This is a genomic window from Alkalihalobacterium chitinilyticum, from assembly GCF_029028005.1.
GTDB lineage: Bacteria > Bacillota > Bacilli > Bacillales > Bacillaceae_F > Alkalihalobacterium > Alkalihalobacterium chitinilyticum.
Map to the genome: position 1 here is coordinate 23886 of NZ_JAOTPO010000013.1, position 24443 is coordinate 48328.

Here is a 24443-nt window from a genome sequence, read left to right on the forward strand (position 1 = left end):
CTTTCATTCCTAATTTTTATGTATATATACTTTAAAGAAGTGTTGCTCGCAAATGATTGGTAGATGGTTCTATTGTTTGTTGCGGATAATGAACGGTCATTAGATTTGTATTAAGTTTTGAGACTATAGATGAACGGTCCACTGGACGAAGTACATCTATTTTTAATGAACCTTTAGTGGGAAAAACAAGCCTACTGAAAACGATTTCATATATAATTATAAAAGACTGAGTAACCGTTCAGTCTAGTTCATTTTATTGGCATTTAGTTATTTTGTCAACGAATAATCAGAATTTTAGTTTATTTAAATATCTTTTGAAGTATATTAATTTTCTCCTACTCTCTATTTTAGCTATTAAATATAGTTGTGACGTCGATTGTTATTAAATTGACAGATGTTTTATTTTGATAGATTGATTTGAATATTAGTTTTTCAATATAATTTTCATATTTATGAAGAACCTAACTTGCCTGGCATAATTCTACTTCCCTGCCAAACAATTGGCATATGCATACAGCAGGATTTACTGTATGATATAGTTATTCACATGAAACATATCGCAATAGACGGGGAGGTAGCGGTGCCTTGTAACCTGCAAACCGCTATAGCAGGGTCGAATTCCTATTGAAGGACTAATGATGTGTGGTCAGTGCTTTGGATGAGGTGTTGAGGAAAAAGTCTTTTGCAAAGGATAATCTCCGAACGGGTCAGATCTGGAAGGAAGCAGCCATAAGGAGAACCCTATTCTTGTGTAAAAGGTCACTTTTTCTGAGTCGCTGAAGAAGTAACGCATGGATGATTAGTTCGTAGATAGGTTTGCGATTTACATAATGAAAAGACTGCCTTTGTGGCGGTCTTTTTTTTGGTTGAATGGACAATGAGGCGTATTGAATAACTTCAAAGCGCTGAATGGTGAGCGGTAGAGGAAAAAATTGGGAAAACACGTGAACGAAACGGCGCGGATCGTGAGCGGTGGAGGAAAAAATTAGGGGAAAGCGCGAACGAAACGGCGGGAAACGTGAGCGGCTGGTGCAGTAATCAGTGTTCGAGGTATATGCAGTCATGCGGTGAACTTCCACGGTGGGCACAGAAAACTAAGCTAAATTTATGAAATAAAAAAGGTTGACGTTACTCCCTGTTGTCTCGTCTACCTATTAAAATTGCGGCTCAGCACAATTTAGACATGCGATTAGAAACAGAAACTAGTCAACCTTCTTTTTATGCTTATCTCACTTAAACCTCAATAATAATCGGCAAGATCATTGGCTTTTTCTTAGTTTGATTAAATAAATATTGGCCCACTGCTTTTTTAAGATTCTTTTTGATCATGCCCCATTCTTTTTTATCTGCTTCTTCCATGTTATTAATCGTTCTTTTAATCAGTGCATTGACATCTTTTAAGAGCTCATCTGAATTTTTCACGAATACAAACCCACGCGAGATCGTGTCGGGACCAGATATGAGTTTCTTATCTGATTTACTCATCGTCAACACAATGACAAGCATTCCGTCTTCGGAAAGTTGTCTGCGGTCGCGAAGCACGATTTCACCAACATCACCGACACCAATTCCATCCACATACGTATTACCAGTTGGGATGTTTCTTGTGTGCTTGGCGGTACCGTCTTTAATATCAACGACATCGCCGTTTTTTAAAATAAAGGTATTTCCTTCTTCTACCCCAACCGCCTCTGCTAATAACCGGTGATGATGGAGCATACGATACTCCCCGTGAACTGGGATAAGGTATTTTGGCTTCATTAGAGTCAACATCAGTTTTAAATCTTCTTGGTACCCGTGCCCTGAAACGTGCATGCCAGAGGAACTGCCAGGTCCATAGATGACATTTGCCCCAAGTGTAAATAAATTATCGACAATTTTTGTGACTGCCTTTTCATTTCCAGGTATTGGTCCTGCGGCTAAGATTACTGTATCACCAGGTAACAGTTCAACGCCGCGATAATCACCAGTCGATAAGCGAGATAATGCGGCCATCTGTTCTCCCTGACTTCCTGTACAAAGCATTGCGACTTTTTCTGGGGGTAATTCGTTGATTTGTTTTGGATCAATGATCATCCCGTCCGGAATATTTAAGTAGCCTCGTTCCATCGCAACTTCTACGACATTCACCATGCTTCGTCCAAGCAAAGCAATTTTGCGGTTTGTTTTAATTGCGGCATCGACCGTTTGTTGAAGTCGACTCACATTGGAGGCAAACGTCGACAGAATTACTTTACGTTCCGCTTTCATAAACGCTTCTAGAACATGTTCTCCAACCAATTGCTCAGTAGGTGTTGAACCAGGGCGCTCGGCATTTGTACTTTCTGATAATAAAAGCAGGACCCCTTCTTGACCGATCTCTGCCATTTTATGAATGTCTGAATGCTCGTTACTCGCCGGAGTTAAATCAAATTTGAAATCTCCAGTATGTACGACATTTCCCTCTGGTGTACGGAAAAGAACTCCTAAACAATCTGGAATACTATGTGTAACTCTAAAAAATTCTAGGTTCATTTCTCCAAAGTTGAGTTTGGAATTCGAGTTGATTTCATGAAGTTCAGTTTCTCTACTAATTTTATGTTCCTTTAATTTTAATTCAATGAGTCCAAGTGTAAAGCGAGTCCCATAGACAGGAATATTCAGTTTTTTCAAGAAAAATGGAATGCCGCCAATATGATCCTCATGTCCATGTGTAACAATTAATGCACGTACTTTTTCTTTATTTTCTTCTAAGTACGAAATATCGGGAATGATTAAGTCAATACCTAATAAGCTTTCATCTGGGAACTTATTCCCGCAGTCGATGACTACGATGTCATCTTCATACTGAACGACATACATATTTTTGCCGATCTCATTCATACCACCTAATGCATAAATTGATAATGCAGTCTCAGCGCTCAATTTGTATACCCCCTAATCAATACATATTAATGGTAGTATACCCAGTTCATTGTCGTTTATCATTTTTGTGAAAAATCAAAGTATTGGTTAGCAACATCTAAGGGTAAAAAAAAGACACAGATTCACTCTATGTCTTTTCAGTCACGATCTTTCTGTAAATAATCTGCTAATAACAATCATCCACCTTTATTGTTTTACACTATCGAGTACAACATATCCTAAAACTAGTCCGACCATGGCATGAATGTGGGCGTCCATTAACTGCAAGATCTTAAATGAAAACGGCCAATACGGACCTATTGCGGTCATCGATAGAATGGGTGTGACAACAACGTATAAAGTCGGTATGCCTATTATAATTAGTTTTGTCCAATGAACAGCCCAGCGTTTGTTTTGACGGATTTCATCGATTAGCCGAGGCAAACGAAGTAACATCCCGATCAACACAGGAAAAAGTGATGAAAAAAGGATAAGTGGCATCATGACAAACATCATATTCGTTTTCTCTAATAGATGGAGGTGAATGTTAAAGCCGATCCATAAAATCAATCCAATAAACAACGTCCAGCCTAAATATTTACGGATATCCCTCACAAAAATCCCTCCTTGGAATTGTGTAATTGCAAGACATTGATCGTTCAGTGACCTTATTCCTATATACGGTTGGGCTCGAATAAAGTTTCATTCAATCGATTGTTGCATTCACCAACTATTTTTGAAACCACATTATATCCAGGCCTGTTTATTAATCAGCTTAGAACATCGTTTTTGGTTGGCTTGAAAATTATGAACGATGACAACAGAAAAAAACACATGAATTCTCTTATGAAAACTCATGCGTTTCTCAAAGTAAATTTGATTTACTTTTAACAAGTGCCCTCTTCTTTACTAAAAGTTACTTCATACAGCACTTCTTATATTTCTTTCCGCTGCCGCAAGGACAAGGTGAGTTACGGCCGATTTTCTTTAGGTTTTTAATATGAATGTCATTGGATTTTTGTTGCAGCGACTCTAATGTATACGTAGGGAAAGGATTTAGATTTTTCTCTTCTGGCGGCGTAATTTCGTTTATTGTATGTCCTTTTAATTCCCATAGGCGCGTTTGGTTTTTTACTTCTTTCAGTAGCTCAGGCAATTGTTGCGACACTTTTTCAGAAAGCACTACCTTACTTTGTACATAGTCAGCGATCAGTGTTAGTTGTACGTCTGTGTTAATCATGTAAAGAATTTGTGCTGCTAATTGATCCCCCGCACTAGCTGTTAAATCCGATTGTTCTAGTAAAATGTTGACCAAGTCATTTAAAGCTGAGCTTTTTTGAATAAATCCAGGCTTACCTGCTCTAAGGAGCTGACCTTTAGAAAACTCAAAAAAGTCGAGATCTGAATTTTTATTTTGTTCTTCAATTACTTTTTTCGTGTTAATAACACGGTAGTCTTGAAGCCCGTACTCTGAGCTTTGAACTTGTCCATAGTAATCGCCTGCTGAGGAAATGACTTGGATAAACAGATCGGGATCAACGGGTTGACCAGTAAGTTCTTGAATTTTTTCGATAAGTAACTCCTCACTCATCACACCAAAATAATAAAGCAATCCTTGCGTGAGTCGAACCCATTCGGTGTTGCGTTGAATGGTTGTATCAAGTTCCGCGTCGCTAAGGGTGTTAAATAGATCGATGAGTTCCGTAGGTAAAAATAAAACTTTTTCCTTGTTGTAAAGACCTGGGTAAACAAGACTTCTTTCTTTTAACCATTCAATTTTTTCTATTGAAAGGTCCGTGACTGGTATTGATCCGCTTTCGTTTACAATCTGTTTCAGTAGATTATAACGCTCTTGATCTAACGGTAATAAAACTTCGTTAAACATCAAAGGAATTTCGTTAGCAAGAAGTGATGCAAGCTCAGCTTTTTTCAATGAACTAGCATTTTTCACTTGAAGGTTTTTACGAATGGGATCAAGTTCTGTTTTAGGTAGACTATTTAACGTATCAAGTAATGTCAACGGGAGTTCCGTCTGTTTCCAAAGTTTTTGTTCACGCTTTTGCTGCTGTGCGTTGTCAACTGTCTCTTTTGCTAGAATTGATGATAAATCTTCTGTCATTTGAATATCCATACTTTCTATACAATCTCCTTACTCTCTGTAATACTTTGCTGTTTTTTTATGTATTTCTATTAAGTTACGTTCTCTATTTTACCATATTGTCGTTTTTTAACCAGTTGATCGGTGATAAACAGGTTGTCTCCCCCATTCATACCAGCTTTTTTTAACGTGAAATAATTAAAAAAGCTTTAATTGAACGTAGTTTGCATCCTCAAAGTTACTTAATCGAACGCCAAATAACCAAAGAGGAATGTCCACTAAATGCCGGTCATACAAATCTTCTACGATTGTATACACCTGATCGGGTTCTGATGTTGAGTCAGCGAGTGTTAAGCTTTTGGAATGACTTGCACCGCCCCTCTCCGTTTTATAAACAACAGCAATCGTGCTAGCGCGCAACTGTTTTTCCTTCAGTCTTTCACAAAGAAGTTCAATCATGGAACGAGCGATTCCAAGCAGTTGATCAGTGTCAGATGTGGGTTGAGAAAATGTTTTTTCTTTTCCAATCGTTTTATCGCCTTTTTCACGATCCGCATCGACGACATCAGAACCAATTCCTAATGCATTGTTACGCAGGATTTCCCCTCTTAAGCCTAGGATAAGCTTGATTTGCAGAGGATCAGTTTGGGCAAGATCTCCAATGGTATAAATCCCATATTTATTAAGCTTCTCTTCTGTCTTTTTACCGCAACCGTGGAGTTTGCTTAGCTTTTGCGGATGAAAATAACTGCAAAATTGCAGCCGTTCGAAGTGTACGTATCCAAATGGCTTTTTTACATCTGCCGCCATCTTAGCGGAACACTTTGTATCACTGATTCCGATGCTGCAGCCTAAATGTAATTTCTCCCACAATGTTCGTTGGATATACTTTGCAATCGTATGCGGTGATGTCCCCTTGTTCACACGATCTGTCAAATCTATATATGCTTCATCGACCGAAGCTACTTCCGTCGGTCCGATTAATCTTAAAAACTCCATAATTTTTCTGGAATAAGATGAGTACAACGGATGATTTCGTGGAACGACAATCGCTTTAGGGACTTTTTTTAGCGCCTCATATACCGACATCGTCGTATAGACCCCTTGATTTTTCGCTTCATAACTAGCTGCTATCACCATTCCTTTGTACTTGTTTGTTGGACTGCCACCGACAATAACCGGTTGATTTCGAAGAGAAGGATCCTCTGCCTGGTGGCAACTCGCATAAAACGCATTCATATCTATTAAAGCAATGGTCCGGTTCCCTGTAGGCATGTTTTCCCCTTCCTTTCATACGAAATCTAGTGGACTCTGGTTATATTTTAAGCTCATGATATTGTCAGCTGGATATGTAAGAAGTCACTGTTCACACTTTCGCAAATAAAAAGGTGAATTCGGACAATAAAATGAAAAAACGGACAATAAACAGGACAAATCGGACAATAAAATGAAAAAACCGACAATAACCGGGACAAAACGGACAATAAGCGCCTCTATCCGATCTTGTCTTACAACCATTTTAGATAGTGGTGAATTAGAGGTCAACCAGTGAGTTGTGATGAAACTTGTTTGAGCGGTTTTTTGTGTATTTATTTTGGGTCTTAGATCGGGTACTCTTTTTCCACCAATTGTGACATCGGCCATAATCATCGTTCTCCTTCCTGAAGCAAGGCATCGGTCTATTGTATTCGCTTATGTCTCTTAAAGTCCTTGTTTGTCGCCTTTTGTCAATAAAAATAGCGAACTGATATCACAGTGTAACATTTTGCTATCAATTTGCTATCGTGAAATCCGATGGAATTTCACCCTCAAACGCTGCTTATGCTCGCGCCATTTTCCTTTTTGTTTGATAGTAAAGTAAATAGCTAGTATTCCTAAGGTAAGAATTGCGGGTACACGTAAGGTGCCTTTTGCATTTGGTTTATTTTTAACTCGATTCGTCCAGACTGAAAGCAGAGGTGATCGCTAGATGAAGGTCCTTATATTAATTGTTAGTATCGTGCTGCCTATTGTTATGATAATTCTTCAAATAAAGTGGACAAAAATTCGCATTCTGTATCATTCGCTAGCCTTACTTGCTGCATTGACATTTGGAAACATAGCCTCTTTTGCAATCTATACGGTTCTAAGAGATAATACTGTTTTTATGACGAACATCCATGCGCTGTTTCTTAATCCTTTATTCTTATTAACCGGGGCGTACTTGGGGATTTATTTCGTTTATGTCATAATGAGAGCTATTTTAGAGGAAAAGGCTCAATTCTGAGGAAGGAGTACTCGTTCTGATACGGGCTCTAGAATAGATTGCTACTACGTTTTCTCAATTTGAAAAGCTCTTTCGTGTACAGTTGTCAATCGTTTTTGATGACTGTTTTTTATTATGGTTTCCGCCTTTTTTATTTGTCTTTTTCCACTCACTTGCAAATCTCCTTCAATAATAAAAACAATGAATTTTTTCGTTTCCGCTGTCCATTTTTCAATTTCTCCTAAGCGATATTTTAATTTTCACCATCTAAATCTAATTTTCCCCTGTGTGACCGCATTCTATCAATATTTTAAATTAAAGGTACCGGCGGAATAGTTGAGAACGCGCGTTTTCTATTGGAGAATGTATGTGGTAGAAAGTCAATTAACAGTTGATGAAGTGGTTGAATGTTATGCCCCGATCGTGAAAAAACAATTAAAACAGCTCCAAATTCATAAAGATTATGATGATTATTACCAGATCGGACTGATCGCCTTATGGGAAGCGTACAAACGTTTTGATCCGAAAAAAGGTAATTTTGCCACATTTGCGATTTATACAGTCCGTGGGCGATTACTGACCGAATTATCCAAAGAAAAAACATATGCTGCTAGACATCATCTGACAGATGAAGGTTTTCATTATATCGTTGATGAACGGAATGCCTCCATGCTCGAGGTAGAAATCATCAACTGTTACATGGAGACTCTTTCAGAACGACAACAAACTTGGGTCAAAGAGGCGATTTTAGAAGGGAAAACGATATCTGAAATCGCAAAAGAGTACAATGTTAGCGTGTATACAGTAAGGAGCTGGAAGAAAGCTGCGATCAAAATATTGAAATTAAAGCTTGCTTAAATTTTGGTACGGAATAACCGTATTTTGAGTCTTATATTTTGTTATTCTGCCGATACGTTAGGAAATGATGAAAGCCCCCTTTGCGAAGATAACAAAGTGAGGGCTTTTGTTTTGATTAACGCTCTATGCTCAAGAGAAGTTGACGCAGTGCATTCGTCTGTTCGGGTAAAGTCATGTAGGTGTCCATCTCACCAAAGATGTACGTGAGTGTGCTTTCCTTTCCCTCTTCCCCAAGCCAGACATGAATAGGATGACTCGGATATCCTTCTTTATAGTTTACAATGAGATTAAAATCAGGGAGCGTTTCCTTGACGTTAACGTTAGAATTTTTTTGTACGGCTGACCGAATCGTTTTTTCTAGGATCTTAATTGATTTTTGATCTTCTAACGTTGCGATGACATTGTCATTAATGACACCCGTTTCTATCGTTTTGGATATCTCGATTGTCCTTATTTTTTCATCTAATAAATCCATTGTATCTACTTGGGTTGATTGACAGCCCCCTAACAGGATAATACCTATCCAAAATAGTAAAAAAGAGTAGATTTTCATAGTTTTTACTCCTTATTCCCCGTTAATTGGAAGGATTATATCGACAACTGCTCCGCCGTTTTCTTTATTGTACATATTTAACTGCCCTAAATGGATCGTTTCAATGATTCGTTTACACACCATGATCCCTAGACCGTTGCCGCTTTCTTTTGTTGTTACAAAAGGCTGACCCAATTTGTGAAGTATTTGTTCAGGGAACCCCGGTCCATTATCTTCTATACGAATTAAGATATTTTGTGAGTCATAGGGTTGGAGTGTCAATTCAATTTGTCCGTTTTGATCTAGCGCTTCTACACAATTTTTAAATAGATTAATAATCACTTGCTTTAATTGGTTACCGTCACTATAAATCCGCGGGGTCTCTTTAAAGTTCTGTCTATACTCTATATTTTTTGTGATGGCTAAACTAGATAATAATACATCCATTTCTACAAACAATTTTCTGATATCATACTGTTCTTTTGAGAGTACAGTTGGCCTGGATAGTACTAAAAATTCATTAGTGATTTCATTAATGCGCTCAATTTCTTTTAGCATTACAGGTGTATACGCATCGTTGTAGAGGTTTTGTTGCATGAGCTGTATAAATCCTTTTAATGTAGTCAAAGGGTTTTTTATTTCATGCGCCACCCCTGCTGCTAATTGGCCAACCAGAGATAATTTTTCTGAATTTTGAATATAGGATTCTGTTTTCTTGTACTCTGTAATATCATGAAGCTGGATTAAACAGCCTTCTTGAAAAATGAAATAATCCGCTAAACAAATGATATTTTTATGATTTTGAATGACGACTTCGTAATCTTGTATCGTTTTCCCTTCTTTAAATTGATTGTAAAGGTCATTTAAAGGCTCAATTTCTTGGATGTAGCGACAGTCTTTTTGCACTTTTGTTAGGAATGAATTAGCTTTCGGATTAACCTTGACCACTTTTCCTTTTTCGTCAATGACAATATAGCCGATATTAGATTGCTCTAACATCATTTGATTCATTTGATCTAAATAGTGATTTTCTTCACGTAAATCTAGTTCTCTTTGAATCGAATCAACAACGGTTTCAAGTGTTGTCAAGATCATCGGATGGGCAAAGTCCAAAAAGGTCATAATTGAAACTGTTCCTATTAATCTCTCATGGACATATAATGGAACACTGTAGCACGCCGCACTATGGAGAAAATGGTGGTAATGATCCTCTCCTAACAGTTGTACGGACCTATGAAGTTCGATTGCCGCAAGCACTGAACTTACGCCGGCTTTCTTTTCTGTAAATTGAATCCCTTTTTGAAGCCCCGCTTGTTCAACGATGGTAGCACTTAAACTTTCGTCACCCATATATTCGATAAATGTACCTTTGTCATCTGTGACAGTCACTAATAATGGGATTCCTTTTGTTTTTTTAAGAAATTTATTAATAAATTCATTTATGACCGCTAATGTATCTGCATATTTCTGTTGTACTGCTGTCAATTCCTCAGTTGATATTTGATCAAATGAAGGAAGTTCATTCGGGTTAAGGTCATATTCAAGACAACGTGCTTTCACCTCAGCAAGATAATCTTTTAACATAGTTTGATTTCCGTCCTTTGAAAGATGAATTATATTTGGATATTACTCTAGTAGTTATTTGATTAATTAACTCTATTTAGTGCTTACCTATATCGTTGTTCTGAACGATTTATTATTTAATACTGTTCAAGTCTTAATCATATCACGATAGTAATTAAATTGTAATAATATGTATCTATTTTACTATATTTAGATATTCTTACCTGTTCGCACACTTGGTCTTTTTTTAACAGCAAAAGTCATAGGGATGCAAGGGTTCGTTTGCCGGATAGATCCATTGAGGTTGAAATGCGGGATCTCTCCAATGCCAAGCCCCTAAGGCCGCTGCCACGGAATCAATCATATGACTTTCCTCCTCAATATGGTTTGGTAAACCGAGGATCCCTTGCTTATAAAACCACGCTTTTAAATAGCGGCGCTCCTCTATATTCTGTTTATAGGTTAAGGTGCGTTCTATTTCTATTTGGGGTAGTCTCGCGCCAATAACAGCTCCTGGATGAACCTCTACGATTGAGATGCGATTCGTCGTCTGTAACCTTTCTATTTCACGACTAAGCTTAATGCCGCGCAGCGAAAGATACACCATTCGATTGAAGGTCGGTGCCATAATTGAACCGGATTTCATGCCTAAAGAAATGATAAACTTTCTCAGCTGTCGATCACTTTCTCGATCACCGCCCCCATCTTGATAAGATAAAGGAGCATCTATCCCAACGACGATTTGATCGCTGTCACTTTGTTGTTTAACTTCATTTAAAATCATAAGGTCACTTACATTTCTGATCAGTTTACAAAATGTTAATTGAGCCCCTTGCGTTTCAAACACTGTCAATACAGTATCTTTATGGTTGCTGGGACCGGATAAATCAATGCCGATGACGATCATTACTATGCTCCTCTTTAATTTATTGTTGTATATATTAATGATATATATTGATTTTAGGCTTATTGGTTTTTTCTCTCAAGTCTTAAAAGTTGTAAATTTGAGTTTATGAGTACAAAAGAATGTAATGGTTTACGGCTTCTCTTGTTATTTTCTTATGGTTTGATTAACTATTGTTATTGGTTGCTTGTTTCTCCTAATTTTTCCCTTTACCGCACACGATTCATGCTGTTTCGTTCACGTTTTCTCCTAATCTTTTCCTCTACCGCACACGATCCGCGCTGTTTCGTTCACGGATTTTCCTAAATATTCCCTTTACCGCTCACGATTCATGCTGTTTCGTTCATGTTTTCTCCTAAATATTCCCTTTGCCGCTCATGATCCGCGTTGTTTCATTCACGTATTCTCCTAATTTTCCCCTTTACCGCACACGATTCATGCTGTTTTGTTCACGTATTCTCCTAATATCTCCCTCTACCGCACACGATCCGCGCCGTTTCGTTCACGCATTCTCCTAATTTTTTCCTCTATCGCTCACGATCCGCGCCGTTTCGTTCACGCATTCTCCTAAATATTCCCTTTACTGCACACGATTCGCGCCGTTTCGTTCACCCGTTCTCCTAATTTTTTCCTCTACCGCACACGATCCGCGCCGTTTCGTTCACGCATTCTCCTAATTTTTTCCTCTACCGCGCATCAATCTGGGCTATTGGTTACTCCGTTCTCCTAGATATTCCCTCTACCGCACACCATTCAGGGCTTTTAGTTACGCCCATTCTCTCAAAGGTCCTTAACAGTTTCCCAACCCCTAAATTCGCAAAAAACTCAATAGACAAAGTCCCATTTTCGCCTAAAATGAATACCTTAAAACGATGACAATTTAATAAAGGCAATTGATACACACGCTAAAGCTTTTAATTATATGTACCGACGCAGCTTATATCCATCATATGACTTCAGAAAATACTTGAAAATGATGTAGAACTAGCAAAAAAAATATCTCTTTAAAAACTTGAGGGAAGTATCAAACGACCGTCACTTTGGTTTGATACTCCCTTTTTGCAGTATTATCGAATATCTTGATAGCATAAGAAGGAGTGAAATCGATGGATATCCATACTTTTATTAGACAGAGTTTACATCTAAACGGAATGCCAGTAAAAGAAGCAGACCTTCCTTATATCCAACACGTCTATCATACGATCCAACAAGCGCAGTTACCGTTGCAAGCTCAACCGGACTTAAACGAAGAAGTGCCCATGACTATTGTGGATCCGGAGCTGATCCGTCATGACTGAGTTATACTCCCTAACCGCTGTGGAACTGGGACCGTTACTCGAGTCCAAAGAAATTTCCCCTACCGAACTTACTCACTCCATACTCGAAAGGATCAATGCCGTAGATTCGACCGTCAATGCTTACATTACGACACTTCCAGAACTAGCTCTTCAACAGGCGGCACATGCTGAGAAAGAAATCATGAATGGCCTATACAAAGGTCCTCTTCACGGGATTCCGATTGGTATTAAGGACAATTACTATACGAAAGGGATTCGTACGACCGCAGGCTCAAAGATTTTGTCTGAGTTTATCCCGGATGAAACCGCCACTGCTGTTAAAAAATTGATGGCAGCTGGAGGCGTTATGTTAGGGAAACTAAATATGCATGAGTTTGGTGGCGGCATAACGAATACAAACCCTGTCTATGGAAATGCCAGAAATCCTTGGAACGTTAATTATAGTCCTGGTGGTTCGAGTGGCGGAAGTGGCGCTGCACTAGCTGCAGGATTAGCTACACTCGCTACAGGTACAGATACATTTGGATCCATTCGTGTGCCTGCCTCTATGTGCGGGGTGTACGGCTTAAAGCCTACTTATGGTTTAGTGAGTACAAAAGGCGTTGCCCCGTTAGCATGGTCCCTCGATCATGCTGGTCCGATGGCGCGCTCTGTTTCTGATTTAGCCTTCATGTTAAATGTGATGGCGGGCTATGATCCAAAAGATCCAGGCAGTATTAAAGCACGGATCCCAGACTACACAGAAAATCTAAATAAAGGAATTGACGGATTAAGAATCGGAGTACCTTCCTATTACATGCAAGGCTTGGACCGTGATGTGGAGATCTTGTTTAAGGATGCAATTAAAACATTAGAAACGATGGGTGCGACGGTTGTAGACGTTGATATTCCAGAACTATCAATGTCTACTTTTGCCGGCTATGTTATTACAATCGGTGAGGCATCTTCGTATCACTATGAATGGCTACAGACACGATCTGAGGAGTATGCCGACGATGTACGTATTTTTTTCAAAACAGGTGTGCTCACGAATTCCCCTCATTACGTTAGGTCGCAGCAAGTTCGTCGAGTTTTAACAGAAGCCCTAAAGAAAACGTTTGAAGACGTTGACGTGTTAATTGGACCGACCATTCCAATCACTACCCCGGCTTTCCAGAAAAATTGGGTTGAGCAAAACTTAGAAGTAACGAGACGTGGTATGCCGTTTACTTCTCCACCGAACTTGACGGGTGCTCCGAGTTTGTCCGTACCGATCGGATTGTGTTCCGAAGGGCTTCCGGTTGGAATGCAATTGATCGGAAATCATTTCACTGAAAAGCGGTTGTTACAAGTGGGAAGTGCATGGGAAAAAGTAAACCCTTTAAGTAGAACGGTTCATTCGTGAAAGTCAACTTGGTGCGACGTATTGAACATAAAAACAGCCCATCCATGCTTTTGTGGCATGAATGGGCTGTTTGTTTATTTAACTTTGAATTGCTTGACAAGTTCTAGTAACTGGGAACTTGCTTGGTTCAGTTCTTCTGCAGAACTCGCTACTTGTGTTAATGCGTCGACTTGTTGATCACTTGCGGCGTTAACCTCTTCAACGGAAGCAGATGCCTCTTCTGCGACAGCCGCGATATTTTGAATTCCGTCCATCACCATATCTTTTTGGTCCGACATGATCTCTACTTCGGTGCGTATCGTCGATAGAGACGATACAATGTCTTCGATAGAAGTTACAATTTGTTTAAAAGCAGCTTGTGTGTCATCGACTGCTTCGGTTTGTAAGTTGAAAATTTCTTTTGTTCGATTAATCTCGGATTTTACTTTTTCAGATTGCGTAAAAATGCCACTAATCGTTTCACGCACTCTGACCGTTGCTTGAGAAGATTCCTCTGCTAATTTTCGAACTTCATTTGCAACAACGGCGAACCCTTTTCCATGTTCTCCTGCTCTTGCTGCTTCGATACTCGCATTTAAAGCAAGTAAGTTCGTTTGCTCAGAAATGCCATTGATTGTACTCATTACATGTTCAATATCGGAAATTTTTTCGTATAAACCGGTTACTACATTTTCCACATTGTGAAGCACTTCATTGGCCTCGACTGTTTTTTCCTGTAATGTATCTACTTTTAATGTCCCGTTTTCACTGACTTGTTTCGTGCTGTTCGATACGGTTTCCATTGAATAGGTTTCTTTTGTGACTTTTTCAATTTGATCCGATAATTCGATCGTTCGATTTTTCATATCCTCTACATCATCGACTTGTTTAACTGCACCACTTGCAATTTCAGCAACAGCGGAAGAAACTTCTTCACTTGAAGCAATCGATTCTTCGGATATTGCACTTAAGCTCTCCGCGGAATTGTTAACTTCATTGGCAGATGTTTGAACCGATTGAATTAGTGCTTTCATGATGTTTGTCATTTCGTTAAAGCTATTCGTTAACTCAGCGACCTCATCCCTTGACTTTGTCGTCGCCTCAACGGTTAAATCACCTGCCGCAACTTTTTTAACATGTGATTGCAATGCTTTTAATGGGTTCGTTATGTTCCTAGAAACAAAGTAAGCTACGATAAGCGATAACGATAACATGACAAAAGCAATCATTACTATCTTATTTCGTATGTCATATAAGTCAGCCAGCATATTATCGATGATGTACACGGCATTGACTTTCCAACCTGTTGCAGGGATTGTGCTGTAATACATAAATCGATCTAAACCATCGAAATGGTACTGGATATATCCGCTTTGATCTCCTGAAAGCATTTGTTTAATTGTTTCATTTTCTGAGAGATCTTCCCCCGTTAATGAGGGATGAACAAGAGCGGTTCCATTTGCATCAAAAAGCGCAGCGAACCCTTGATAGTTAACATCTACTTGGTTCACGATCGCTGTTAGGCCATCTAGGGAAATGTTCATTCCAATGACACCTAATAGGTTTCCAGTTGCGGGATCTAGTACTGCTTTGGCTCCAGTAACGATTAGTTCGCCATCAACTGATGCAGATTGGTAAGGATCGGTCCAAATGACTTCGTTAGGATTATTTAGTGCTTGAATGTACCATGGTCGGATTGTTGGATCGAAATCATCTCCTAAGCTTGTTGCAGGAAACGTTTTCATCACCTTTGTCGGCGTACCGATAAATGATGCGTCAATACTTTCATACATTTTCATATACGCTGAAAAACTCTCACCAATTGCATTTTGCATCGAAGAAATTGTTTCACTGTCTTCTTCGTTTAGGGCTGTTATGTACTCTATCATTCGTTGATCGTTACTAAACATCATTAGTTGGTTCGCAAATCCTTCAAGGTATTGATTTGCATATCTCGTAATCTCGTCAACAACGTTACTTGCTTCATGCTGGGTGCTGGTTTCTATAACATCTCTCGTTTGATTGTAGGTAACATATGAGACTGTTACTATAGTCACAACTAACATCGCAGCAATTAGCACCATGATTTTGTTCTGTATCTTTTTAAACATGATGTTCTTCCTCTCTTATCTATTCTCAAAAAATAGTATATCAGAAATATTTGGTAACTGGTGCTTTTATACTATATTCATATAGTTTATATTAGTCTGAAAGTTTGGTCGCTTACGATGTTAGTAAGAGTATTGAACTACTTAATGTGGATGTGAGTGTTTCGTAACTGAAGAACTCAAATAAAGAATGGCCGTTTCATTCAAAAAAAAAGTACCAGGTACCTGTCAATTGGGTCGACAGGTACCTGGTACCATTTAATCGGTAGCAGGTACCATTAAAAAGGTGCCGCATACCGATTATTTTTTATTTTATTGGTATATCAATGGTCTCGTTGTATCGTTTCATGTAGTGCATTCCTTCTATGATTAAGAGTTCGGGTTCGTCTATGGTGTCAAACAACAAGGTTCGTTGTTTTAGAAGCGTTCCATCCTCTAATTTTAATTCGGTTTGGTTGTCGATCGTCCGTAACTCGGTAACTTCATCCCCTGCTTTTATGGAGACACCGTCCAGCATCACGTCATTTTCTGTTGCAATTGTCATTTCTACTCCAGTAGAAGTGGTTGAAATGTCAGTGATCCATAGTGATTTATCGTCCAAAAGTGGAATTGGATCTTTATCAATTGTTCTAAGCTTTACCGTTTGGTTAAGCGTTTCATAACCGACAAACTCTCGTATAACGAGTTCAAGTGACTGTAATGGCTGTGGTAAGGCGTCAAAGCGGATATCAAAATTATAGCCTCTTATAGTCGATGTACTTCCTCCCCCTAGTTGTTGTACAACTTCACCATTAGCCACTAGTTCTATACCACCTAATGCATAGTTAACGCGATCAAAATTATCCACTTGTAACTTTCCGTCAATCACCGTCATTGACGGTGTTGCTGTAATCGAATGAAAGGTAACTTTTCCTTGGTCGACGTTTACAGTTTTGCGAATCGACTGTTTAATCTCAGTTTGCATCGCTTGATTTGGATTATACGGAAAAGAAATAGTGTCTTCGATGAATTGTCCATTTTCCCATTGATTAGAAAAGTGCAAAGTTAATTCTTTTGTAAAAGGACTAACTGGCTCGAATGACATCATTCCTTTAATTTCATTCTCCTCTTCATTAAGGAGAGATTGACCGCCAACGGCAGTGGAGTTGGTTAGAAAACCAGTCATTCGGTAAAATCGGAAATGCTCTTCATAAGAAAGACCGTTCGGATTGGTTAATGTATAGTACAAGATCAGCTGATTGGCATCGGTCATGATTCCGTCCACTGTTAATATCGTTCCGTCTGTTAATTGCTTTTGCTTATCTATGATTTGGCCCATCTCATCGTCATTTAGTTCTTTTAATGTACCTGTGATGACTTCATCAAACCCAAACAGTTTTTTTCCGTAATAAGCAAATCCATTGTAATGGTAGCCGACAATGACCATGAAAAGTAAGGCGACAGCTGCTGCACCGAAAAGCGGTGTTTTGCGTTTCGTTTTTTTAACCGTCGTTCGGTTCTCTAGTGCCCCTCGTAATCTCGCTTCTAATTCAGCTGGTGCAGTCATGTGGTCCAACCGTTCTCTTTCTTCTTTTAAACGCTTTTCCATATTACTCATCCATCTCACCCCCATAGTGCTCTCTTAGTTTTTTAAGACCTTGAAAAACTCTCGATTTCACCGTTCCAACAGACACATTCGTCATCTCTGCTATCGTTTGATAGTCGAGGTCGTGAAAATATTTTAATTGGATCGCCTCTTGCTGATGGTCATTTAAATGAAGCAACAGTTGTTGAATGTCGATTTGCCGTTCTGTCCGAACATACGGGTTCACATTTAGCGCATGCCCCGTTTCGCTTTCGTGTGGCGTATTCCATTCTTCAATGAGGACGACCTTCTTTTGCTTGCGGAGTAGTGTTTTACAGCAGTTCACTAAGATCGTTTTGCTCCAACTATAGAAGGCGTCTTCTTTTTTTAATTGATCAATTTTTTCATAAAGAGTTACGATCATTTCTTCCATTGCATCCATGGCATCGTGTGAGTTCCCCATATAGGTGAGAGCTAGCTTATAGTACACGTCTTTTTCAGCCATAATTAATTGGAGCAATGCTTCTTTGTTGCCTTTTTTCGCTTTTTTTACTAATCGAATGACATTCATGCCTTCACCTCTCTCCCTCTCCCCTATAAGAGTCATCAGCTTTTAAGAAAGTTCATTTTTTTATAAAAAATATTTTTAATAGATTTTTCGGTAATTGGGACTACTTTTGAGCCGACGCTATTGTTGCTAAAATGATATTTGCGAGCCGTTTTTTCCTAATAATGGATATATAGGGCGTGGAAAATATGTTTGTGGCCTGTATTTTCCTAAAAATGGATAAAGTGGGCATGAATATGAGATTTATGGCCTGTTATTTCCTTATACTGGATAAATCGGGTGCGAAAATGAGATTTATGGCTTGGCTTTTCCTTATACTGGATAAACCAGGCATGAAAATGAGATTTTTTGATCCTGACTTTCCTAAAACTAGATAAGTTGAGCACGAAATTCTTTTACGCTCTATTTACATAGAATTACTTTCATCAAATTAACGTAACAATCTATCATTCTACCAATTCATCACTCTTATTATAAACTTTTTTTCTACTAAAAAAATAAGGTCAAAAGCTTTCATAAAGCTCTTGACCGTTGTCTTTCTCAATTTTTTATTCTACCGTATAAAGTTCAACATAGGATGGGCGTGGGAAAATTTGTGGTTGCTGTTGGTCGATACCTTCTGATGTTCCGCGTTTTTTATGGGCGTGTTTATAGGCATTTGATGTTTTCCAATTTTGAAAATCTGCTTCAGTCTCCCAAAAAGTCATGATAATGTACGTATTGGAATTGAGGGGCCGGCACACTCGGATGGCAACAAATCCAGGCTCGTCTTCTATTTTACGGGCACGGTTTCTAAATCGTTCTTCAAATGTGCTTCTGCCTTCTTCTGTAACAGGAATATTGTTAAATACGATAAATGACGGTTTTTTGAGCTCGCCGACACGATCTAAAAGTTGATACACTGTATCCTGAGCCTCTACTTTTTCCTCGTCTAACCTCTGTTCGCTTTCCAATAAAAATTTTACCGACTGTTCACCAGATAGTGTAAATGAATTAGGGTCGTCCATCGGTTTATTTGAGAGATAAAGGTACATCGTTTCCACTCCTCATTCTAATTTTCTTTTATCATCACATATATAAATTTTATATACAAGTATTATACATTTTGTAGAGATAATAAAAAAAAGACTGTGTCTAAGTTCGCTCCTTAAACACAGCCTCATCCTATTTTGTTCTTCCAATCATCTTCCTATTCCTGTGTCTTCTCGTTCATTTTCTCATACATCTCATTAATCTCAGGAACATTCATCCACCAGATGTCGCCTGCTCCAGGTTCATTTGAAGGTGCTCCAGGTAAGAGGTGTAATACAGACGTTACGACAAAAATAACGACGACAAAACCTAATAAATTTACCATTTTTTTCATCATTCCATCTCCTAGAATGGCAGTGTAAAGAACGTTCCGCTAAAGAACACCCACGCTGCAAGTAACGTTAAGATGATATTGAACAGCTGTCCGACAATGTATAGAATAATAGGTTTTCCACCCCGAACGCCTTTTGCTAATTCTTTAAAGTTCGACTCTAAACCAATGCTGACAAACGCTAATGTAAAAAATAAACCACGATAGCCGTCAATAGTTGGTAAGGCTGCTTCAACCGTTTGATCCGGTAATAGAAATGAGAAAATCAGTGAGGCACCGATAAACCCTAAAATAAACTTTGGCATACGGACCCAAATCTCTTTTCCAGTAACTTTCTTCTGACTTGAAGTTCCTTTATTTTCTACACGTGATACGAAGAATATCGCAATGGCTACTGCCACAAATCCAATTAAAATGTTTTGTACCATCTTAATGACCGAAGCGACTTCCATAGCTTCATCGCCTAGTAAAGAACCGGCGGCAACAACTGCTCCTGTTGCATCAATCGTACCACCAAGCCAAGCTCCTCCTACGATCGGATCCATACCAAACAATCGAACAAGTGCAGGCATTCCTAACATCATTAAAATTGTAAAAATCAATGTGATCGAGATCGCAAGTGTAATTTCTTCTTTCTTCGCCTTGGCTGCAGTTCCTGATGCAATCGCTGCAGAGACACCACACACTGCTGTGGCAGATGAAATGGTTATGGCTAATTCTTTTTGGTCGTTCATCTTTAAGTAACGCTGCGAGAACCAGTACATGACAATAATAACGATCGGCGTGACTACCCAAGCGACCCCAACCCCTAACAAACCAAGAGCTAACATGCGGTCAAATAAGATCGAAGCGCCTAGTAAAACTAACCCTGCTTTAATATAAAGCTCGGTATGCAAAACGCTCTTTAAAAACGCAGGTGTTTTTAAAACATTACTAATAAATAAACCGATGGCTAACGCCCAGATTACATCGTTAAACCCGTAATGACGCCAAGGTCCATACTGTCCAAGTACGTAAGCAAGTAACGTTAATGTAAAAAGAACTGGAAATGCTACTAGAAACTGATTACTAATTTCTTTCTTTAAAAAGCGTATGGCCACGTAAAAAATGAATAAGGCAACCATTCCGGTAATGATTACAGGTATGAAACCATCACTTGGTATCGTGTTTAAAATTCCTTGTTGATCACCTGACCCCCAGCGAGCAGGTAATGTAGGTTTAGGTATAAAATTGATAAGGACTAAAAATATAACGCCAAAACCTAACCAAACGGCCCACCAATCTTCAGTGTTCCAACTTCTTTTCTTGCCTTCGTTTGAAGGTACGTTCACTTCTTGTTGTTTATCTTTTAAATTCGGTAACATTTGATGATCCTCCTACAATATAATGTTGTCACTTACTCTAACAGGAAGAAGGACCTCTGGTTTTTCCAGTCAGTACTTTTATATCCGAGTAATCTTATACGTTTTATAATATTACTATACTTTAACAGGTGTCAATACTTTTCTGGAATTTACATTCTTTTTTTCCATCCTGTGGATGATTTCAAGTTTAATCGACTGTCATTATTGTTTTTTAGGGTCGTAATATGAGAATGACACCATCACAAAAAGGCTAGGAAATCCGATGATCTCCTAGCCTTCCGCTTCTTAATTTGTATTCTTGATAATTTTCCGAATTTGGTCAGTATACTTCTGATCTAAGTGATCTGTACTGTAGTGAAAGTTGTCCATACTCGCCACTTTTGGGATATTCAGGTTTACGAGCTGGCTATCGAGTTCAGCTATCATGAAGTATTCATGCTCATTATCTTTTACTCCACCCACCTCTGTTAAATCAATTTTCGAACCATCTTTTAACTCAATAATGTAATAGAATTGTCCTTTTGAATGTGTAAAAGGCAAGTAAAATTGGTCCCCAAACACCCCTGTATGAATCTGAGCAATATCCTGGTAGCTATATTCCTTCCCCTGCGGTGCAAGATAGGAATAATCGATGATTTTAGTATTCGTAATGACAGTGACAGATGTTAGGATCATATAAAACAATACGATGTTGATCATGATAAAAATGATGTAAATGCGTTTTTTATTTCGCTGCCTCCATGCTTTCTGGGCCGGGAACGGTTCTTTATGGGCTAACTTTTTCGTTCGTCGATTCAGCAGGTAAAAGAAACTTATAATGAGTAGGATTTCGTATACAAGCACGAACCTTGAAGCAGGATATTTAAAAATCCACATCATGTAGTCTTCAGGTACAAACAACATACCTTGTAACGCTACAATTATTAGATAGATCGCGATCGTCAAGATAACGATTAGTATGATAGCTAATGTGTATAAAACGAAAGATTTTAATATTTTCAAGTCAATTCTCCTACATTTCCTCTATATTCTGCTACTAATTAGTAATGGATTTTTGCTATATGCAAAACACATGATGTAAGTATATTTATATGATCCAGCATCGTATTCCGGCTAATAAGCTATCTCTTGTTGATGAATACATAAAGTAGAAATATTTACAAACACTAACACAAATTATTAATAGGAGGATCTGATTTGACCTTCTCGCGTATCCAAATTGTATTTGTATTGCTCCTTTTTATTGGCATTTCCAATCATGTGTTAATTATTCCGCATTTATTAGGTGTCGCAAAGCGAGATGCTTGGATTTGTGTCTTAATCAGTTATATTATTCTTCTTTTATGGGGGAAAATCCTTTCATCTATATTCAAAAGAAATCCTGAGAGAGTCCCTTTAGGAGACTGGGTACATTCGAGAGCCGGAAAAGGGGTTTCGAATATTATTCTATTGTTATTTTTCTTATATATTATAATCATTGGCTTTATTTCTTTTTATGATTTAGTCGTATCCGTGAAAATTTATTTTCTGCCATTGACGCCTACAGGATATCTCGTTATCCCTTTTCTCTTTTTATGTATATGGGCCGCTACAACATCTCTTAAAACGATTGTCTATACATCAGCATTCATTTTACCGATTGTATGGGCTCTTGGGCATTTCGTGGCAATTACGACAATGGATAAAAAAGATTATTCTTTTTTATTCCCTCTATTTGATACCGATCATGTTTCTATCGTTCATGGTGTACTTATTGTTCTAGGGGGAAGTGTTGATTTATTGATCCTTTTTTTACTGCAGCAATACTTTAATAAACCGGTCTCCTTTTTATTTATATTTATCTTAATTACCTTATTAACAGGACTCGTACTAGGACCAACGATAGGTTCGATTGTGGCATTTGGTCCTAATATTGCAGCTGATTTACGGTTTCCTGCTTTTGAACAGTGGCGTTTAGTTGAATTAGGTGAACATATATCACACGTTGATGCATTAGCTGTCTTTCAGTTACTATGTGGTGCTGTAATTCGAATATCACTCTGCTTTTATTTGGTTGGCAATATTTTTAAACTTCGCACGGTTAAGAGAAAATGGTTATATATCATCTCGACTGCTGTTGTTTATTCTTTAGTCATGTTTTTTCATGTTAGTGATATTTGGATGCAAACCATCTTAAGAAATTATTTCTATCCTTTCGTCGTTTTATTTGGTATAGGGATTACTTTAACACTTTTAACTGTAGGTTATTTCACAAAAAGAAAGGGTCCCCAAAGTTATGAGAGACAACGAACAACAGATGAAAATTACTAAAATCAATGAAATGTTAAGCAAGGGAGAATTGGTTAAAGAAGACTTAAAATCTTTTTTTGAAAGTTCAGCAGATATTTCATTTTTACCTATTGAAAAACAACCGGATGTAACCGCCTTTATTTGTGAAGGTATGGTGGATATGACTCAGCTTAATGACTATTTCAATAAAGTAGCAGCGTATATAGTGGAAGGTCTTGAGGGAGATAAGAAGGATTTACCACCGATTATCTTAGTTGAAAATATGGAGAAAATCGTCGATAAAGTTTTCTCAGGATTTTTAATTTTTTACATTAATCAAGATTCACATGTTTATGCAGTCGATATTTCTAAGGTCCCATCAAGGTCTCCTGAGGAATCAAAAACTGAAATTTCTTTAAAGGGGCCCAGAGATGGGTTTACAGAGGAACTGCCTATAAATATCTCTCTTATTCGAAAGAGAGTCAAGTCAGAAACGTTACATAATGAACAATTTGAAATAGGTAGTTTGAGTAAAACAAAAGTATCCTTACTTTATCTTAGCAACAAAATAAATACTGAAATCTTAGAGGAAATTAGAAATCGATTAGAAACGTTAGAAACAGAAAGTTTATTAAGTTCGGGTCAGTTAGAACAATGGATTTCAGATCGAACGTTTTCTATTTTTCCTCACTTCGACTATATCACTCGTGCAGATTATGCTATTGAATGCTTGTTACGTGGTCGTTTCGTTGTGATTGTAGATGGTTCACCTTCTGTTTTAATCGGTCCTATCAACTTGTTTGCTATGTTGAAATCACCGGAGGATGTTCATTTCCCTTATTCTATTGTAGCTTTACAAAGGTTAATTCGTTTTATCGGGTTAGCCATATCTATATTTGCTCCAGGTTTTTATATTGCCATTACGACTGTAAATTTAGATCAGCTTCCATTTTCTCTTCTTGCGACAATTGTTATATCTCGAGAAGGTTTACCATTTTCATTACCGTTAGAAGCTTTTTTTATCCTTTTATTATTTGAGATCCTTAGAGAGGCTGTCATTCGAATGCCCTCAGCTGTAGGACAAACGATCTCTATTGTTGGCGGGCTCATTATCGGTGATGCTGCCATTCGAGCTGGATTGACTTCACCAACCTTACTCGTTGTAATTGCTATATCTGCTGTAGCAACCTATACTCTGGTCAATCAATCACTAACAGGGACTGTTACCATTTTACGTATATATTCAATGATCATTTCCCTCTTTTTAGGTGTATATGGATTTGTCCTTGCTTTTTTAAGTATTATTATTTATTTAGCACAATTAGAATCGTTTCGCCTATCTTATCTTGAACCCATTTCCTCTCTACGTTTTAGGGACTACTTAAATGCTTTTTTGACGAATCCATTTAAAAGAAAAGATTTCACGTCGCCTACCATTCAAATGAGGAGAAGGAGAGAATAAAA

At 38.1% G+C, this 24443-nt stretch carries 20 protein-coding genes and 1 other RNA gene; 7 read left to right on the forward strand and 14 right to left on the reverse strand.

Annotated elements, in window-relative coordinates; translation table 11 throughout:
- The first annotated feature begins 557 nt into the window (after window positions 1-557).
- Window positions 558-822, forward strand: an RNA gene (gene ffs, locus N7Z68_RS16995) — signal recognition particle sRNA large type.
- 411 nt (window positions 823-1233) lie between these two features.
- Here the strand turns inward: ffs and N7Z68_RS17000 are convergent.
- The 4 genes from N7Z68_RS17000 to N7Z68_RS17015 all read right to left on the reverse strand — a co-directional run bounded on the left by N7Z68_RS17000 (window position 1234) and on the right by N7Z68_RS17015 (window position 6256).
- The gene (locus N7Z68_RS17000) at window positions 1234-2862 is read right to left on the reverse strand and encodes a ribonuclease J (RefSeq protein ID WP_373323184.1); all 1629 of its coding nucleotides are present in this window, start codon (window positions 2860-2862) and stop codon (window positions 1234-1236) included.
- A 228-nt stretch (window positions 2863-3090) separates the two neighbouring features.
- The gene (locus tag N7Z68_RS17005; protein ID WP_275119675.1) at window positions 3091-3498 is read right to left on the reverse strand and encodes a hypothetical protein; all 408 of its coding nucleotides are present in this window, start codon (window positions 3496-3498) and stop codon (window positions 3091-3093) included.
- Window positions 3499-3799: 301 nt separating this feature from the next.
- The gene (locus tag N7Z68_RS17010; RefSeq protein ID WP_275119676.1) at window positions 3800-5014 is read right to left on the reverse strand and encodes a YecA family protein; all 1215 of its coding nucleotides are present in this window, start codon (window positions 5012-5014) and stop codon (window positions 3800-3802) included.
- A gap of 165 nt (window positions 5015-5179) precedes the next feature.
- Complete coding sequence (locus N7Z68_RS17015) at window positions 5180-6256, reverse strand: Y-family DNA polymerase (protein WP_275119677.1); 1077 nt, start codon at window positions 6254-6256, stop codon at window positions 5180-5182.
- Window positions 6257-6950: 694 nt separating this feature from the next.
- Between N7Z68_RS17015 and N7Z68_RS17020 the strand changes: the two genes are divergently transcribed.
- Complete coding sequence (locus tag N7Z68_RS17020) at window positions 6951-7247, forward strand: transposase (RefSeq protein ID WP_275119678.1); 297 nt, start codon at window positions 6951-6953, stop codon at window positions 7245-7247.
- Between the two features lie 348 nt (window positions 7248-7595).
- Window positions 7596-8084: a sigma-70 family RNA polymerase sigma factor gene (locus N7Z68_RS17025; RefSeq protein WP_275119679.1), complete on the forward strand. Its 489-nt coding sequence runs from the start codon at window positions 7596-7598 to the stop codon at window positions 8082-8084.
- A 115-nt stretch (window positions 8085-8199) separates the two neighbouring features.
- On the opposite strand, the gene N7Z68_RS17030 is transcribed toward N7Z68_RS17025, so the two are convergent.
- The 3 genes from N7Z68_RS17030 to N7Z68_RS17040 form a co-directional block, all read right to left on the reverse strand.
- On the reverse strand, window positions 8200-8637 hold the full coding sequence (locus N7Z68_RS17030; RefSeq protein ID WP_275119680.1) for a YhfM domain-containing protein: 438 nt from the start codon (window positions 8635-8637) through the stop codon (window positions 8200-8202).
- Window positions 8638-8649: 12 nt separating this feature from the next.
- Complete coding sequence (locus tag N7Z68_RS17035; RefSeq protein WP_275119681.1) at window positions 8650-10200, reverse strand: ATP-binding protein; 1551 nt, start codon at window positions 10198-10200, stop codon at window positions 8650-8652.
- Window positions 10201-10426: 226 nt separating this feature from the next.
- Window positions 10427-11086 carry a DUF429 domain-containing protein gene (locus N7Z68_RS17040; RefSeq protein ID WP_275119682.1) on the reverse strand — a complete coding sequence of 220 codons (660 nt, stop codon included), beginning with the start codon at window positions 11084-11086 and terminating at the stop codon, window positions 10427-10429.
- A 1103-nt stretch (window positions 11087-12189) separates the two neighbouring features.
- On the opposite strand from N7Z68_RS17040, the gene N7Z68_RS17045 reads away from it, so the two are divergent.
- Window positions 12190-12381, forward strand: a complete 192-nt coding sequence (locus N7Z68_RS17045; RefSeq protein WP_275119683.1) for a hypothetical protein — start codon at window positions 12190-12192, stop codon at window positions 12379-12381.
- Window positions 12374-13765 (forward strand): amidase, encoded by a 1392-nt coding sequence (locus N7Z68_RS17050; protein ID WP_275119684.1) that lies wholly within the window; start codon window positions 12374-12376, stop codon window positions 13763-13765. The genes N7Z68_RS17045 and N7Z68_RS17050 overlap by 8 nt, the downstream gene beginning before the upstream one ends.
- A gap of 74 nt (window positions 13766-13839) precedes the next feature.
- Here the strand turns inward: N7Z68_RS17050 and N7Z68_RS17055 are convergent, their stop codons facing one another.
- The 7 genes from N7Z68_RS17055 to N7Z68_RS17085 all read right to left on the reverse strand — a co-directional run bounded on the left by N7Z68_RS17055 (window position 13840) and on the right by N7Z68_RS17085 (window position 21713).
- On the reverse strand, window positions 13840-15855 hold the full coding sequence (locus tag N7Z68_RS17055) for a methyl-accepting chemotaxis protein (RefSeq protein ID WP_275119685.1): 2016 nt from the start codon (window positions 15853-15855) through the stop codon (window positions 13840-13842).
- 304 nt (window positions 15856-16159) lie between these two features.
- Window positions 16160-17449 (reverse strand): DUF4179 domain-containing protein, encoded by a 1290-nt coding sequence (locus N7Z68_RS17060; protein WP_275119686.1) that lies wholly within the window; start codon window positions 17447-17449, stop codon window positions 16160-16162.
- Entirely contained in the window at window positions 17442-17987 is a 546-nt protein-coding gene (locus tag N7Z68_RS17065; RefSeq protein WP_275119687.1) for a sigma-70 family RNA polymerase sigma factor, read from the reverse strand. Before N7Z68_RS17065 ends, N7Z68_RS17060 begins: the two co-directional genes overlap by 8 nt.
- Before the next feature lie 545 nt (window positions 17988-18532).
- On the reverse strand, window positions 18533-19018 hold the full coding sequence (locus N7Z68_RS17070) for an antibiotic biosynthesis monooxygenase family protein (protein WP_275119688.1): 486 nt from the start codon (window positions 19016-19018) through the stop codon (window positions 18533-18535).
- A gap of 155 nt (window positions 19019-19173) precedes the next feature.
- Window positions 19174-19350, reverse strand: coding sequence for a hypothetical protein (locus tag N7Z68_RS17075; RefSeq protein WP_275119689.1), 177 nt, complete (start codon window positions 19348-19350; stop codon window positions 19174-19176).
- Between the two features lie 11 nt (window positions 19351-19361).
- On the reverse strand, window positions 19362-20711 hold the full coding sequence (locus N7Z68_RS17080; RefSeq protein WP_275119690.1) for a YeiH family protein: 1350 nt from the start codon (window positions 20709-20711) through the stop codon (window positions 19362-19364).
- 285 nt (window positions 20712-20996) lie between these two features.
- The gene (locus N7Z68_RS17085) at window positions 20997-21713 is read right to left on the reverse strand and encodes a hypothetical protein (RefSeq protein ID WP_275119691.1); all 717 of its coding nucleotides are present in this window, start codon (window positions 21711-21713) and stop codon (window positions 20997-20999) included.
- A 195-nt stretch (window positions 21714-21908) separates the two neighbouring features.
- On the opposite strand from N7Z68_RS17085, the gene N7Z68_RS17090 reads away from it, so the two are divergent.
- Entirely contained in the window at window positions 21909-23021 is a 1113-nt protein-coding gene (locus N7Z68_RS17090) for a GerAB/ArcD/ProY family transporter (RefSeq protein WP_275119692.1), read from the forward strand.
- Window positions 22987-24441: a spore germination protein gene (locus N7Z68_RS17095; RefSeq protein ID WP_275119693.1), complete on the forward strand. Its 1455-nt coding sequence runs from the start codon at window positions 22987-22989 to the stop codon at window positions 24439-24441. Before N7Z68_RS17090 ends, N7Z68_RS17095 begins: the two co-directional genes overlap by 35 nt.
- Window positions 24442-24443 lie beyond the last annotated feature (2 nt).

Bases quoted from the DNA above. Each gene is read 5' to 3' on its own strand.
- N7Z68_RS17080 (WP_275119690.1), bottom strand. From the start codon at position 20,711: ATGTTACCGAATTTAAAAGATAAACAACAAGAAGTGAACGTACCTTCA.
- N7Z68_RS17095 (WP_275119693.1), top strand. From the start codon at position 22,987: ATGAGAGACAACGAACAACAGATGAAAATTACTAAAATCAATGAAATG.
- N7Z68_RS17040 (WP_275119682.1), bottom strand. From the start codon at position 11,086: ATGATCGTCATCGGCATTGATTTATCCGGTCCCAGCAACCATAAAGAT.
- N7Z68_RS17075 (WP_275119689.1), bottom strand. From the start codon at position 19,350: ATGAAAAAAATGGTAAATTTATTAGGTTTTGTCGTCGTTATTTTTGTC.
- N7Z68_RS17070 (WP_275119688.1), bottom strand. From the start codon at position 19,018: ATGTACCTTTATCTCTCAAATAAACCGATGGACGACCCTAATTCATTT.
- N7Z68_RS17035 (WP_275119681.1), bottom strand. From the start codon at position 10,200: ATGTTAAAAGATTATCTTGCTGAGGTGAAAGCACGTTGTCTTGAATAT.
- N7Z68_RS17020 (WP_275119678.1), top strand. From the start codon at position 6,951: ATGAAGGTCCTTATATTAATTGTTAGTATCGTGCTGCCTATTGTTATG.
- N7Z68_RS17060 (WP_275119686.1), bottom strand. From the start codon at position 17,449: ATGAGTAATATGGAAAAGCGTTTAAAAGAAGAAAGAGAACGGTTGGAC.
- N7Z68_RS17000 (WP_373323184.1), bottom strand. From the start codon at position 2,862: ATGAATGAGATCGGCAAAAATATGTATGTCGTTCAGTATGAAGATGAC.
- N7Z68_RS17065 (WP_275119687.1), bottom strand. From the start codon at position 17,987: ATGAATGTCATTCGATTAGTAAAAAAAGCGAAAAAAGGCAACAAAGAA.
- N7Z68_RS17015 (WP_275119677.1), bottom strand. From the start codon at position 6,256: ATGCCTACAGGGAACCGGACCATTGCTTTAATAGATATGAATGCGTTT.
- N7Z68_RS17045 (WP_275119683.1), top strand. From the start codon at position 12,190: ATGGATATCCATACTTTTATTAGACAGAGTTTACATCTAAACGGAATG.
- N7Z68_RS17030 (WP_275119680.1), bottom strand. From the start codon at position 8,637: ATGAAAATCTACTCTTTTTTACTATTTTGGATAGGTATTATCCTGTTA.
- N7Z68_RS17050 (WP_275119684.1), top strand. From the start codon at position 12,374: ATGACTGAGTTATACTCCCTAACCGCTGTGGAACTGGGACCGTTACTC.
- N7Z68_RS17055 (WP_275119685.1), bottom strand. From the start codon at position 15,855: ATGTTTAAAAAGATACAGAACAAAATCATGGTGCTAATTGCTGCGATG.
- N7Z68_RS17010 (WP_275119676.1), bottom strand. From the start codon at position 5,014: ATGGATATTCAAATGACAGAAGATTTATCATCAATTCTAGCAAAAGAG.